Source organism: Nesterenkonia sp. CL21 (genome assembly GCF_031705515.1).
In the GTDB taxonomy this organism is placed as follows: domain Bacteria; phylum Actinomycetota; class Actinomycetes; order Actinomycetales; family Micrococcaceae; genus Nesterenkonia; species Nesterenkonia aethiopica.
In genome coordinates, this window is record NZ_JAUTWR010000001.1 from 776,831 (window position 1) to 790,169 (window position 13,339).

Sequence of the window (13,339 nt, forward strand, 5' to 3'; positions counted from 1 at the left end):
CGCATGACGCAGGTCTATCTGAACTACTTCTATGTGTCCTTCGCGATCATCGTGGTCGCGGCCCTGATGCTCTGGTGGGGCTGGCGAGGACGCAAGAGACGACAGGCCGGGCTGCCGGAGCCGGCCACGATCGTGCCGGAGATCATCGACGCCGAGCCGCTGGCCGCCGGCGAGGGCATGGTCATCGGCACGGTGAAGGCCTCGGACTACCTGGACCGCGTGGCCGTGCACGGCCTGGGGATCCGCACCGACGGTCGGATCGAGGTCCATGACCAGGGTGTGGCCGTGTTCCGTGCCGGAGCGCGGAACTATCTCATCACCCGAGACCAGCTGACCCATACGCGCACCGACCGCGGGGTGGTGGGTAAGTTCGTCGAGCGCGACGGCGCCCTCATCATCGGCTGGAAGCTGGGGGAGGAGTCCGTGGAGACGGCCTTCCGTGCGCGGCACGCCGAGGCCCATGAGCAGCTGCTGAGCCACTTGAAGAGACTGACCGAGGAGTGAACCCACCTATGAGCACCATCGATCCTGCCCTCCTCGTCCTCGAGGACGGCACCGTCCACGAGGGGACCGCCTACGGGGCCCGAGGCTCCCGTCTGGGGGAGGCGGTCTTCGCCACCGGCATGACCGGCTACCAGGAGACCCTCACCGACCCGTCGTACGCACGTCAGATCGTCGTGCAGACGGCCCCGCACATCGGAAACACCGGAGTCAACGACGAGGACCCGGAGTCCCGCCGGATCTGGGTGGCCGGCTATGTGGTCCGTGACGCCGCGCGGCGTCCCTCGAACTGGCGCAGCCGACGCAGCCTGGACGAGGAGCTCGTCGCGCAGGACGTCGTCGGGATTCAGGGAGTGGACACCCGTGCGGTGACCCGTCATCTGCGCACCGCCGGCGCCATGAAGGCCGGCATCTTCTCCGGGGAGGCCGCTTCGCGTCCCGTGGCGGAGCTCGTCGACGAGGTCCGGTCCCAGCCGTCGATGAAGGGCGCACGCCTGGCCGAGGAGGTCACCACGGAGCAGGCCTACGTCGTGGAGCCGTCCGGCCACGGCTGGCAGGGGGAGCCCCTCGCCGTCGTGGCCGCGCTCGACCTCGGCATCAAGACGATGACGCCGGTCCGCATGGCGGAGCGCGGACTGCGCGTCCACGTCCTGCCGGCGACGGCGTCCTTCGCGGACATCGAGGCCGTCTCGCCCGACGGCGTGTTCCTCTCCAACGGCCCCGGGGACCCTGCCACGGCAGCCACCCAGGTGGGCCTGCTGCGGGAGGTCCTCGACGCCGGAGTGCCGTTCTTCGGGATCTGCTTCGGCAACCAGATCCTCGGCCGCGCGCTGGGCTTCGGCACCTACAAGCTGCCCTTCGGGCATCGCGGGATCAACCAGCCGGTCATGGACCATCTGACCGGCAAGGTGGAGATCACCTCGCAGAACCATGGCTTCGCGGTGGACGCACCCGTCGGGGAGACCACCACCGCCCCGGAGTCGCGATACGGCCGCGTGCAGGTCAGCCACTCCAGCCTCAACGACGGCGTCGTGGAGGGGCTGCGCTGCCTGGACATCCCGGCCTTCTCGGTGCAGTACCACCCGGAGGCCGCCGCCGGACCTCACGACTCCGCCTACCTCTTCGACCGCTTCGTCGAGCTGATGAAAGTGAAGGACAATGCCTAAGCGTCAAGACCTCAACTCCGTGCTGGTCATCGGCTCCGGCCCGATCGTCATCGGCCAGGCGGCAGAGTTCGACTACTCGGGGACCCAGGCCCTGCGCGTGCTCAAGGAAGAGGGCATCCGCGTCATCCTGGTCAACTCCAACCCGGCAACCATCATGACCGATCCGGAGTTCGCCGACGCCACGTATGTGGAGCCGATCAGCCCCGACGTCGTCGCCAAGATCATCGAGAAGGAGCGTCCCGACGCGATCCTGCCCACTCTGGGCGGGCAGACGGCGCTGAACACCGCCATCGCGCTGGACAAGGACGGCGTCCTGGAGAAGTACGGCGTGGAGCTGATCGGGGCGAACATCGCCGCTATCGAGCTCGGTGAGGACCGCGAGAAGTTCAAGGGCGTCGTGGAGCGCTCGGGCGGCGAGTCCGCCCGTTCGCGGATCGTCCATTCCATGGAGGAGGCGTTCGAGGCGGCCGAGGACCTCGGCTACCCGATGGTGGTGCGGCCGTCGTTCACCATGGGAGGGCTGGGGTCCGGGCTCGCCTACGACGCCGAGGACCTGCGGCGCATCGCCGGGACGGGACTGCAGTACAGCCCGACCACGGAGGTGCTCCTGGAGGAGTCGATCCTCGGGTGGAAGGAGTACGAGCTCGAGATGATGCGCGACGCCAACGACAACGTCGTGGTCGTCTGCTCGATCGAGAACCTCGACCCGGTGGGTGTGCACACCGGCGACTCCATCACCGTGGCCCCGGCGCTGACGCTGACCGACCGGGAATACCAGAAGCTGCGCGACATCGCGATCAACGTGATCCGCGAGGTCGGCGTCGACACGGGCGGCTGCAACATCCAGTTCGCAGTGGACCCGGCGACCGGGCGGGTGGTCGTCATCGAGATGAACCCCCGGGTCTCGCGCTCCTCAGCGCTGGCCTCGAAGGCGACCGGGTTCGCCATCGCCAAGATCGCCACGAAGCTCGCGGTGGGCTACACCCTCGACGAGATCCCCAACGACATCACCCGCAAGACCCCGGCGAGCTTCGAGCCCACGCTGGACTACGTGGTGGTGAAGGTCCCACGTTTCGCCTTCGAGAAGTTCCCGGCCGCCGACACCACGCTGACGACCACCATGAAGTCTGTCGGTGAGGCGATGGCCATCGGGCGGAACTTCAGCGAGGCGCTGCAGAAGGCCCAGCGGTCCCTGGAGCAGCGGGGCTCGGAGTTCGACTTCACCCCCGCCGGCCAGGAGGAGCTCGCCGAGCTGCTGGAGAAGATGGCCACGCCGACCACCGAGCGTATCCACCAGGTGCAGCGTGCGCTGCTCTCCGGGGCCAGCCTGGAGCAGGTGCACGAGATCACCGCCATCGACCCGTGGTTCCTGGACCAGCTGGAGCTGATCAACGAGACCGCCCAGACGATCGCTGAGGCACGTGAGCTCAGCCCGGAGGTGCTGCGCACCGCCAAGCGGCACGGCTTCTCGGACGAGCAGATCGGCGCCCTGCGCCACATGGACCCCGCCGTGGTGCGGGGTGTGCGCCACGCACTGGGCATCCGGCCGGTCTTCAAGACGGTGGACACCTGTGCGGCCGAGTTCGAGGCCTACACGCCGTACCACTATTCGTCCTACGACCGTGAGGATGAGATCAGCGACCACGAGAAGCCCTCGGTCATCATTCTGGGCTCGGGGCCGAACCGGATCGGCCAGGGCATCGAGTTCGACTACTCCTGCGTGCATGCCACCATGGCGCTGCGGGATGCGGGCTACGAGACCGTCATGGTCAACTGCAACCCGGAGACCGTCTCCACCGACTACGACGTCTCCACACGGCTCTACTTCGAGCCGCTGACCCTGGAGGACGTCCTGGAGGTCATCGCCGCCGAGGAGCGGACCGGCGGCGTCCACGGGGTGTTCGTCCAGCTCGGCGGTCAGACGCCGCTGAAGCTCGCCCAGCAGCTGGCCGACGCCGGGGTGCCGATCCTGGGCACGTCGCCGGAGGCCATCGATCTGGCGGAGGACCGTGGCGAGTTCGACCAGGTGCTGCGGCAGGCCGGGCTCATCGCGCCGAAGAACGGCACGGCCGTGAGCTTCGAGGACGCCAAGCGGGTGGCCGACGGCATCGGCTATCCCGTGCTGGTGCGGCCCTCCTATGTGTTGGGCGGACGCGGCATGGAGATCGTCTACGACGAGCCTGGACTCGCCCGGTACATCGCCAATGCGACCGAGGTCACTCCCGAGCATCCGGTGCTGGTGGACCGGTTCCTGGAGGACGCGATCGAGGTCGACGTCGACGCCCTCTTCGACGGCCGGGACCTCTACCTGGGCGGTGTCATGGAGCACATCGAAGAGGCCGGGATCCACTCGGGCGACTCGGCCTGCGCCCTGCCTCCGATCACCCTGGGACCGGACGTGCTGGAGCGGGTCCGGGAGGCGACCGCCGCGATCGCCGCCGGCGTCGGGGTCCGTGGCCTGATCAACATCCAGTTCGCCGTCGCCTCCGACGTCCTCTACGTCATCGAAGCCAATCCGCGGGCCTCACGCACGGTGCCGTTCGTCTCCAAGGCCACCGGCGTGCAGCTGGCCAAGGCCGCCGCGCTGATCGGCACGGGCGTCTCGATCAGCGAGCTGCGGGCGGGCTCCGGCCACCCGGCAGGCGGGCTGCTGCCGACCTTCGGTGACGGATCCCTGCTGCCCCCGGGCGCCCCGGTGTCCGTCAAGGAGGCCGTACTGCCGTTCAACCGGTTCCGCACCCCTGAGGGGCGTGTGGTGGACTCGCTGCTGGGTCCGGAGATGCGCTCCACCGGTGAGGTCATGGGCATCGACAAGCACTTCGACACGGCCTTCGCGAAGTCTCAGCAGGCGGCGAGCAACCCGCTGCCGACCTCCGGCAAGGTCTTCGTCTCGGTGGCCAACCGGGACAAGCGCGCCGTCATCATGACCGTCAAGCGCCTGGTGGACCTCGGCTTCGAGGTCGTCTCCACCGGGGGCACCGCGGACGTGCTGCGGCGCAACGGCCTGAACCCCTCGGTGGTGCGCAAGATCGCCGACGCCCCGGGGGAGGGGGAGACCATCCTCGACCTCGTGGAGTCCGGGCAGATCGACCTGATCGTGAACACGCCCTCGGGTGGGGACGCCCGCAGCGACGGCTACGAGATCCGTGCGGCGGCGACGTCGGTGGGCACTCCGGTGATCACCACGGTGGCGGAGTTCGGCGCCGCGGTCCTGGCGATCGAGGCGCTGCGCCAGTTCAGCTGGTCGGTCACCTCCCTGCAGGACCACGCGGCACGGCTCGCGGAGCTCTCCTCATGAGCGAGCGCCCTCCGCAGTTCGGCGCACGGCTGGCCGAGGCGATCCGTCGCCACGGTCGGCTGTGCGTCGGCGTCGATCCGCACGCCGCTTTGCTGACTCAGTGGGGCCTGGCCGACGACGTCGCCGGGCTCCGGGAGTTCGGCCGCCGCGTGCTGGATGCCGCGGTGGGTCGGGTCGGCATCATCAAGCCGCAGGTCGCCTTCTTCGAGCGGTTCGGGCCTGCGGGCCTGAGCGTGCTGGCCGAGCTGCAGCAGGCCGCCCGCCGGGAGGGGCTGCTGGTGATCGCCGATGCGAAACGGGGCGACATCGGTTCGACGATGGCCGGCTACGCCGAGGCGTGGCTGGACCCCGACGCCGCCCTCGCCGCCGATGCGCTCACCGTCTCCCCGTACCTGGGCTTCGGTTCGCTGAGCCCCGCCGTCGAGGCGGCCTGCCGCCATGGCGCCGGGCTGTTCGTGCTGGCGCTGACCTCGAACCCCGAAGGGCGGGAGGTCCAGCTGGCACGGGACGCCCACGGGACGGTGGCCGCAGGCATCGCCGCTCGGGCCGCCGCGGAGAACGACGTGGTCGACGACGGCGCCCTGGGAGACATCGGCCTGGTGGTCGGCGCGACGACGGCGGGCCTGGCGGAAGAAGCAGGTGTCGACCTGACCGCAGGGGCGATGCCGCTGCTCGCTCCGGGATACGGGGCGCAGGGGGCGACGGCGCAGGACCTGCGGCGAGGCTTCGGCCCGGCTCACCGGCAGGTGGTCGTCAACTCCTCCCGGGGGATCCTCGCGCACGGACCCGACGTCGCCTCGCTGACCGCTGCGATCGACCGCACCGTGGCCGATCTGGGCGACTGACCGTCCAGGTCCGTCTGGACGCTCGACCGCGCCGCGCCCGGGGCTGTCGCCGCCTGATCTGGGGGAACTGGCTATTGCCCCTGGGCACAAATGAGGCTAGATTCTGCCACATGTCATAGGCGGCGCAGCAGAGGAGAACACCGTGGCCCTGCGAGAACTGAGCAAGGAAGAGCGCGACATCGCCCGGCAGAAGGCCCTCGCGGCCCGGATCGAGCGGGCCGAGCTGAAGGAGGCCTTCGGAGCGGGGAAGATCAGCTTCGACGACGTGCTGGCCAAGGCCGAGACCTCCGAGGCGGTGGCCCGGCTGAAGACTGTGGAGCTGCTGGAGGCGCTGCCCGGCGTGGGGAAGGTCACGGCCGCCCGGACGCTGGAGGATCTCGGGATCTCCGAGAACCGGCGCATCGGTGGACTCGGCGTCAAGCAGCGGACCGCTCTGGCCCGACATCTGGCTCAGCTGGCCTGAAGCGGCCCGCGTGCTGCCCCGCGTCTCGGTCGGCGGGGCCTCGTCCGGACGTTAGGATGGACGACATCCTGATGCCCAGGCTTGAGGTGCGTCGGTCCTGCTCCGGCCGGGACTGTTCCGCCTCGGCCCACCGACCACACCGAGGTTCCGCGGCCGCCGTCGAGCGGCTCGGACCGCGCCGAGGAGTCCACCGCAGTGAACGAGCCCAAGGTCACCGTGCTCGCAGGCCCCACGTCTGTGGGGAAGTCGACGATGAGCCGCTACATCCGAGAGAACTATCCGCAGGTCTGCTTCTCGGTCTCTGCGACGACCCGCGATCCGCGACCGGGGGAGGCTGACGGCGTCGACTATCATTTCGTCGCGCCCGAGCAGTTCGACCGCCTGGTGGAGGAGGGCGCCTTCCTCGAATGGGCCACCGTCCATGGGCGGCACCGCTACGGGACCCTGCGATCCACCGTGGAGGAGGCCCTGGGCCAGGGACGCAGCGTCCTGCTGGAGATCGACCTCCAGGGGGCCCGGCAGGTGCGGCGGACCATGCCCGAGGCGCAGTTCGTGTTCCTCTCGCCGCCGTCGTGGGACGAGATGGTGTCTCGCCTCACAGGGCGGGGTACGGAGGGGCCCGAGGAACAGCAGAGGCGCCTGGAAACCGCTAAGATGGAGCTTGCGGCAGAATCGGAGTTCGACGTCACCGTGATCAACGACGACCTCGACCGCGCCGCCGCCGAACTCGTCGCCCTCATGGGCTTCCAGAAGGACGCCGTCTGATCGACGGCCCACCACACGCGACCGACAAGGACCTTTCTTCCGTGACTGAGCAGCTCGAAGGCATCATCGACCCGCCGATCGACTCCCTGATGGGCAAGAGCGACTCGAAGTACGCCCTGGTGCTCTTCGCCGCCAAGCGCGCCCGCCAGATCAACGCCTACTACGCGCAGCTCCACGAGGGGCTCTTCGAGTACGTCGGCCCGCTGGTGGACACGAAGCTCAACGAGAAGCCTCTGTCCATCGCTCTGCGGGAGATCGACCAGGACCTGCTGGTCAACCACCCCGCCGAGAACCCGGCATCCTGACCCTACGGTCCGGAGAGCACCGATCGACCTGATGCGCATCGTCCTGGGAGTCAGCGGAGGCATCGCGGCCTACAAGGCCGTGCACCTGGTGCGACTGCTCCGTGAGGACGGCCATCAGGTCGACGTCGTTCCGACCGCCGCCGCGGAAGAGTTCGTGGGCCGTCCCACGTGGGAGGCCATCAGCGGGCGGAAGGTGAGCACCTCCGTCTTCTCTCATGTGGACGAGGTGCGGCATGTCCGCCTCGGCCAGGAGGCGGACCTGGTCGTGGTGGCACCGGCCACCGCCGACCTGATGGCCCGGGTGCGGGCCGGCATGGCCGATGATCTTCTCACGTCCACGCTGTTGGCCACCGAGGCGCCGGTGGTGCTCGTGCCGGCCATGCACACCGAGATGTGGCGCAACGCCGCCACCGCCGACAACGTCGAGATCTTGCGTCGGCGCGGGGTCGACGTCATGGAGCCCGCTGTCGGGCGGCTGACAGGCGCCGACTCGGGTCCGGGCCGGATGCCCGAGCCCCACGACATCCACGCGCACCTCCGCAGGGTCCTCGCCGAGGGCCCTGGTGACGCAGACCCGGGGCCGCCGTCGGGCGCCGTGACCCCGTCGGAGGGCCCGCTGTCCGGGCGGCGCGTCGTCGTCACCGCGGGGGGCACCCGCGAGCCGCTGGACCCTGTGCGATACCTGGGCAACCGCTCCTCCGGGAAACAGGGACTGGCACTGGCCGAGGCCGCGCTGGCCGCGGGTGCGCAGGTGCACCTCATCGCCGGGGTGATGGACGTCCCGGCACCGGCGGCTCAGGACAGGCTGACGGTGGAGACCGTCGAGACGGCCGAGGAGCTGCATGCCGCCGTCGAGTCCGCGGCCGCCGCAGCAGACATGCTGCTCATGGCGGCGGCAGTCGCCGACTTCCGTCCGGCCAACTATGCCGAGGCCAAGATCAAGAAGACCGACGACGGCACGGACCCGGTCATCCACCTGCAGCGCAATCCGGACATCCTGGCCACGACGGTGCGGAGGCGCGCCGAGCGAGGGACCGGTCCCACCGTCATCGTCGGCTTCGCCGCCGAGACCGGCGACGCGGAGAACGATCCGCTGGACCTCGCACAGGCCAAACTGCTGCGCAAGGGATGCGAGCTGCTCGTGCTGAATCGCGTGGGCCGGAACCTGGTGTTCGGTCAGGACGACACAGAGATCCATATCCTGGCGTCCTTCGGCGTCCAGGGGCTGCTCGGAGAGTCTGAACCCGTCCACGTGGTGGGCACCAAGCAGGAGGCCGCCGGCGCCGTCGTGGACCGTGCCGCCCAGCTGCTCTCCCGCCAGGTCCGCTCGCCTTACGCTCTGTGAAGCCGCTGGCTGACCGGCCAGCCTCGACGCTGGCCGCTCGCGTAGGATGAGCCGGTGACCAACACCAGCGCTGCCTCTTCTGACATGCCCCTGCCGCAGGGACTGCGGCTGTTCAGCTCCGAGTCCGTGACCATCGGTCATCCGGACAAGATCTGCGACCAGATCTCCGATGCGGTGCTCGATGCGATGCTCGCCGTAGACCCCGACTCTCGGGTCGCGGTGGAGACCCTCACCACCACCGGCCTGGTGCATGTCGCCGGGGAGGTCACCACCTCGGGGTATGTGGAGATCCCGCAGATCGTGCGCTCCACGTTGCTGGACATCGGCTACGACTCCTCGGCCAACGGCTTCGACGGCGCCCGCTGCGGCGTCTCCGTCAGCATCGGCCAGCAGTCCCCGGAGATCTTCGCCGGCGTGTTCAACTCGATGGAGGCCCGCGGCGGAGCCGAAGATCGCCGGGACGCCCAGGGAGCCGGCGACCAGGGCATCATGTTCGGCTACGCCACCAACGAGACCGACACCTATATGCCGACGCCCATCGCGCTGGCCCACCGTCTCTCGGCCCGGCTCACAGAGGTCCGGCAGACGGGTGAGCTGGACTATCTGCGCCCCGACGGCAAGACCCAGGTGACGGTCGGCTACGACGGAGCGCGACCCGTGAGCCTGGACACTGTGGTGGTCTCCACCCAGCACACGCAGGAGACCGTCCAGGAGCAGCTGCACGCTGACATGTCGGAGCACGTGGTGGCGCCGGTGATCGAGGCCTCCGGGCTGGACATCTCCGCGGTCTCCGAGATCATCAACCCCTCTGGGCCCTTCGTGGTCGGTGGTCCGGTGGGCGATGCCGGACTCACCGGCCGCAAGATCATCGTCGACACCTACGGCGGCTTCGCTCGGCACGGAGGCGGCGCGTTCTCCGGCAAGGACCCCTCCAAGGTGGACCGCTCGGCCGCCTACGCGATGCGCTGGGTGGCGAAGAACGTGGTCGCCGCCGGGCTGGCCGAGCGCGCCGAGATCCAGATCGCCTACGCCATCGGCCGGGCGCGTCCGGTGGGCATCTATGTGGAGACCTTCGGCACGGAGACGGTGGATCCGGCGCGCATCTCCGCGGCCATCGATGAGATCTTCGACCTCCGCCCGCTGGGGATCATCGAGGATCTGGACCTCAAGAGGCCCATCTATCGCGAGACCGCCCGCAACGGCCACTTCGGCCGTGAGGGCGAGAACTTCCCCTGGGAGCGTCTCGACCGTGTCGAGGCTCTGAAGTCGTACTTCGGCGCCTGAGGCCCGGCGACCCTGCAGCACGCGGCCCCCGCCCACCCCAGGGCGGGGGCCGCGTGCTGTCCTCCCCGCCTCTGTGTCCGGTGCGGCCTCTGTGTCCAGTGCGGCCTCTGCCGTGCCTGCACCGGCACCAGACGGCCACCGGGGACTTCGTGCCTGTCAGCCCGGGCGCGTAGCATCATCCGGTGAACAGGTCCCAGTGCCGTGGAGGGAGACAGGCGATGACGGAGCGGGAGGACAGCCAGCCGGCGCTCCTCGACGCCCTGGCTCCGCCGCCGCCTGCGCGTCTGCCGGCGGGGGCGGCCCCGGAGCTGCCGGTGGCGCGGGTGCTGCTGGACTCCGGAGTCCCGCATCTGGACCGAACCTTCGACTATGTGGTGCCGCGGGACCACGACGCCGCCGTCGTGCCCGGGGGGAGGGTGAAGGTCCGTTTCTCCGGTCGCGAGATGCTGGGCTTCGTCGTCGAGCGCTGTGAGGCGGCGGAGACGGCGTCCCGGCTCTCTCTGATCCACAAGGTGGTCTCGGCGGTCCCGGTGCTGTCCCCGGAGGTGCTCCAGCTGGCCCGGCAGGTGGCTGAGCGCGGTGCCGGGGTCACGTCGGATGTGCTGCGGGCGGCGATCCCCCCGCGCGTGGCCCGGGTGGAGAAGGAGTTCGCCGGGCTGACCGCCCCGGATCCGGTGTGCGACCCCGAGACCCCGAGACCCCGCCAGGCGGCCCTGGCGCTGACCGGCTATGGGGAGCAGAGCTGGGTCGCCCAGATCCTGGACACGGTGCGTCGCTGCCTGGAGCAGGACGGCGATGCCGTGGTGGTCCTGCCCGATGCGCGCGACGTCGGGCAGGTGGCGGAGGCGCTCGAGCACGTGTGGGGCGCGGAGCAGGTGGCCCGGCTGACCGCCGACGTCGGCCCCACACCCCGATACCGGGCGTTCCTGCGCCTGCGCCACGGGCAGGCTCGCATCGCGGTGGGGACCCGGTCTGCCGTCTTCGCCCCGGTGCCGCGCCTGCGGCAGCTGATCGTGGTCGACGACGACGACCCTTCGCATGCCGAGCCGCGCGCGCCCTACCATCACGTGCGTGAGGTGGCGCTGCTGCGCACGGTGCTGACCGGATGCGGCCTGCTGTTCCTGTCCACCTCCCGCAGCCTGGAGGTGCAGCGCCTCGTGGAGCGCGGATGGCTCCAGGACGTCGCCCCGTCCCGCGAGTCTCGCAGGGAGGCCTCCCCGCTGATGATGGCCACCGCCGATTCTCACCACACGGAACGGGACCCGATGGCACGCGGGGCGCGGCTTCCGGCCGCGGCGTACCGCACGGCCCAGCAGGCTCTGCAGCACGGGCCGGTGCTGGTGCAGGTGGCACGGGCCGGCTTCGTCCCGGCGGTGCTGTGCGAGCGCTGCCGCGTCCGGCAGCAGTGTCCCAGCTGTCATGGGCCGCTGAGCCTGCCGCCCCACCATGAGCAGTCCCGGACCCTGAGGTGTCGCTGGTGCGGGCTGCATCACCGGGGCCACCGCTGCGCGGAGTGCGGGCACGATCGCTTCCGGGCAGGTGTCAGGGGAGCGGACCGCACCGCGCATGAGCTTGGCCGGGCCTTCCCGAACACTACGGTGATCTCCTCCACCGGGGACCACCCGGTGCGTGAGGTCTCGGCGGCTCCGGCCGTGGTGGTGAGCACTCCCGGGGTGGAGCCCGTGGCCGCTGAAGGATATGCCGCCGCACTGCTCCTCGACGGGGACGCCCAGCTCAGCCGTGAGGGACTGGACGTGCCGCGCAGGGTCCTGGCTCGCTGGTTCCGTGCGGCGTCTCTGGTCCGGCCGCACGGAGCTGACCCGGCACGCTCGGGGGCGGTGGTGGTCACCGCGGAGGCCGAGGAGCTCACCGCGGCGCTGGTGCGCTGGGACCCGGTCACCTATGCCCGTCGGGAGCTCTACCGTCGGCTGGAGCTCGGTCTTCCCCCGGCGAAGCGCATGCTGAGCCTGACGGCGGAACCGGAGGAGGCCGAGGCCTTCATCCGGGCGGCGAACCTGCCCGAGGGCGTCAGCTGGATCGGGCCGAGCCCTCTCGAGGACGGTCGTCACCGGTACTTGCTGTTCTTCGGCTACGCGCAGGCCGCCGAGGTCGTCGAGGAGATGCGGCGGCTGCGTCGCACCCAGAGCGCCCAGCGTGGGGATCGGGCCGTGCGGATCGCCGTGGACGACGTGTCGGCCCTGCAGGTCTGAGCCACTCCTCAGGGCTCGAGGACTGGGGGTGTCTGGCGGGACGCTGACACTCGGACGCTTGAGACCTTCAGAGCTCGCTGAGGAAGCGGCGGATGGCCCGGGCGGTCGGGGCAGGCTTCTCATAGTGCAGCAGATGGCCCACCCCGCGGAGGACCTCCAGTCGGGCCTGGGGGAGCAGTCGGGCGAGGCGCTGTCGTCCGCGCAGGGTGGAGAGCTGATCCTGCGCCCCGACCACCAGCAGGGTCGGCAGGTCCAGCTCGCGGGCGAACTGGGTCACGGTGGTGCGGCTGGAGGACCGGTAGGCCTGCAGGACGGTGTCCCGGTCGGCGAAGCCGCCGAAGTGCTCCCGGTGTTCACGGCGCACATGCTCGACTACGTCCCGGTCCCGCGACACGATCATGGTGAGATTCGTCACGGCCAGGATCAGGGGTGAGCGCAGCAGGGAGAGCGCCCAGGGCTCAGGCAGTCGGCCGCAGACCCGATAGTAGGCTTCCACGGCGACGGCGCCGGGCAGCAGCGACCCGGTGAAGACGTCGTCGCTGATCGGGTTGAGCAGTCCCAGCCCCGCCCAGCGTCGGCCCTCCGGGATGCCCTGCTGCCAGGCGGTGTGCGCCGCGGCGACGATGGATCCGAAGGAGTGGCCGACCAGGACGTCCTGGTCGTCGAGTGCCAGGGCCTGGGCCAGGGCCTCCACGACGCGCGCGTAGGTCTCGGCGTCGTGGACGCCGTGGGACAGCGGGGCGGTGGCGCCGAAGCCCGGCAGGTCGGGGACCAGCAGCTCCTGGTCGGGCAGGGCGTCGACGATCAGCTGCATCCCGTGGTGGTCGCCTCGGAAGCCATGGATGACCAGCAGCCGGCGCGCCGGCCCGGGGACCTGATGCCGGGCACGGTAGTGCCACAGGGTGATGTCAGCGGTCGCCGCGCGCCCGTCGGACAGGCGGACCCGCACGGGGACGGTGCGGCGTTCCCCTTCGCGACGTGGATGCGGCACCCAGGGAGCGGCGGGCAGGTCAGAGGAGGAAGGCGTCGACGGCGGCACCTCACCAGGGTAGCGGTGCGGGCGTCGGCGGCGTCGGCGGCATCGGCGGCGTCGTCACTCAGGTCGGCATCGTCACTTAGACTGGGTGGGCCGGACGTCGTCTCTGAGGCCGGCGGTC

General features: G+C 70.3%; 11 protein-coding genes. 10 read left to right on the top strand and 1 reads right to left on the bottom strand.

Going from position 1 to position 13,339, the window contains the following annotated elements; all coding sequences use genetic code 11:
- Nucleotides 1-3: 3 nt before the first annotated feature.
- From Q7C18_RS03500 to Q7C18_RS03545, 10 genes are all read left to right on the top strand, one after another.
- Entirely contained in the window at nucleotides 4-504 is a 501-nt protein-coding gene (locus Q7C18_RS03500) for a hypothetical protein (protein ID WP_070160268.1), read from the top strand.
- Nucleotides 505-512: 8 nt separating this feature from the next.
- On the top strand, nucleotides 513-1,667 hold the full coding sequence (carA, locus tag Q7C18_RS03505; protein ID WP_311024221.1) for a glutamine-hydrolyzing carbamoyl-phosphate synthase small subunit: 1,155 nt from the start codon (nucleotides 513-515) through the stop codon (nucleotides 1,665-1,667).
- Complete coding sequence (gene carB, locus Q7C18_RS03510; protein ID WP_070160271.1) at nucleotides 1,660-4,965, top strand: carbamoyl-phosphate synthase large subunit; 3,306 nt, start codon at nucleotides 1,660-1,662, stop codon at nucleotides 4,963-4,965. Before carA ends, carB begins: the two co-directional genes overlap by 8 nt.
- A complete protein-coding gene (pyrF, locus tag Q7C18_RS03515) occupies nucleotides 4,962-5,810 on the top strand; it encodes an orotidine-5'-phosphate decarboxylase (protein WP_311024222.1) in 849 nt (282 codons plus the stop codon). The genes carB and pyrF overlap by 4 nt, the downstream gene beginning before the upstream one ends.
- 142 nt (nucleotides 5,811-5,952) lie before the next feature.
- Nucleotides 5,953-6,273: an integration host factor, actinobacterial type gene (mihF, locus tag Q7C18_RS03520; protein WP_070160275.1), complete on the top strand. Its 321-nt coding sequence runs from the start codon at nucleotides 5,953-5,955 to the stop codon at nucleotides 6,271-6,273.
- Nucleotides 6,274-6,468: 195 nt separating this feature from the next.
- Nucleotides 6,469-7,038 (top strand): guanylate kinase, encoded by a 570-nt coding sequence (gmk, locus tag Q7C18_RS03525; RefSeq protein WP_083277509.1) that lies wholly within the window; start codon nucleotides 6,469-6,471, stop codon nucleotides 7,036-7,038.
- 41 nt (nucleotides 7,039-7,079) lie between these two features.
- Complete coding sequence (rpoZ, locus tag Q7C18_RS03530; RefSeq protein ID WP_070160277.1) at nucleotides 7,080-7,343, top strand: DNA-directed RNA polymerase subunit omega; 264 nt, start codon at nucleotides 7,080-7,082, stop codon at nucleotides 7,341-7,343.
- Between the two features lie 31 nt (nucleotides 7,344-7,374).
- Nucleotides 7,375-8,688: a bifunctional phosphopantothenoylcysteine decarboxylase/phosphopantothenate--cysteine ligase CoaBC gene (coaBC, locus tag Q7C18_RS03535; protein WP_311024223.1), complete on the top strand. Its 1,314-nt coding sequence runs from the start codon at nucleotides 7,375-7,377 to the stop codon at nucleotides 8,686-8,688.
- An 84-nt stretch (nucleotides 8,689-8,772) separates the two neighbouring features.
- Nucleotides 8,773-9,972 (top strand): methionine adenosyltransferase, encoded by a 1,200-nt coding sequence (gene metK / locus Q7C18_RS03540; RefSeq protein ID WP_311024440.1) that lies wholly within the window; start codon nucleotides 8,773-8,775, stop codon nucleotides 9,970-9,972.
- Nucleotides 9,973-10,190: 218 nt separating this feature from the next.
- Nucleotides 10,191-12,182 (top strand): primosomal protein N', encoded by a 1,992-nt coding sequence (locus tag Q7C18_RS03545; RefSeq protein ID WP_311024224.1) that lies wholly within the window; start codon nucleotides 10,191-10,193, stop codon nucleotides 12,180-12,182.
- Between the two features lie 67 nt (nucleotides 12,183-12,249).
- On the opposite strand, the gene Q7C18_RS03550 is transcribed toward Q7C18_RS03545, so the two are convergent.
- Nucleotides 12,250-13,221 (bottom strand): alpha/beta hydrolase, encoded by a 972-nt coding sequence (locus tag Q7C18_RS03550; protein ID WP_311024225.1) that lies wholly within the window; start codon nucleotides 13,219-13,221, stop codon nucleotides 12,250-12,252.
- Nucleotides 13,222-13,339 lie beyond the last annotated feature (118 nt).

Bases quoted from the DNA above. Each gene is read 5' to 3' on its own strand.
- metK (WP_311024440.1), top strand. From the start codon at position 8,773: ATGCCCCTGCCGCAGGGACTGCGGCTGTTCAGCTCCGAGTCCGTGACC.
- Q7C18_RS03545 (WP_311024224.1), top strand. From the start codon at position 10,191: ATGACGGAGCGGGAGGACAGCCAGCCGGCGCTCCTCGACGCCCTGGCT.
- Q7C18_RS03500 (WP_070160268.1), top strand. From the start codon at position 4: ATGACGCAGGTCTATCTGAACTACTTCTATGTGTCCTTCGCGATCATC.
- carB (WP_070160271.1), top strand. From the start codon at position 1,660: ATGCCTAAGCGTCAAGACCTCAACTCCGTGCTGGTCATCGGCTCCGGC.
- pyrF (WP_311024222.1), top strand. From the start codon at position 4,962: ATGAGCGAGCGCCCTCCGCAGTTCGGCGCACGGCTGGCCGAGGCGATC.
- carA (WP_311024221.1), top strand. From the start codon at position 513: ATGAGCACCATCGATCCTGCCCTCCTCGTCCTCGAGGACGGCACCGTC.
- coaBC (WP_311024223.1), top strand. From the start codon at position 7,375: ATGCGCATCGTCCTGGGAGTCAGCGGAGGCATCGCGGCCTACAAGGCC.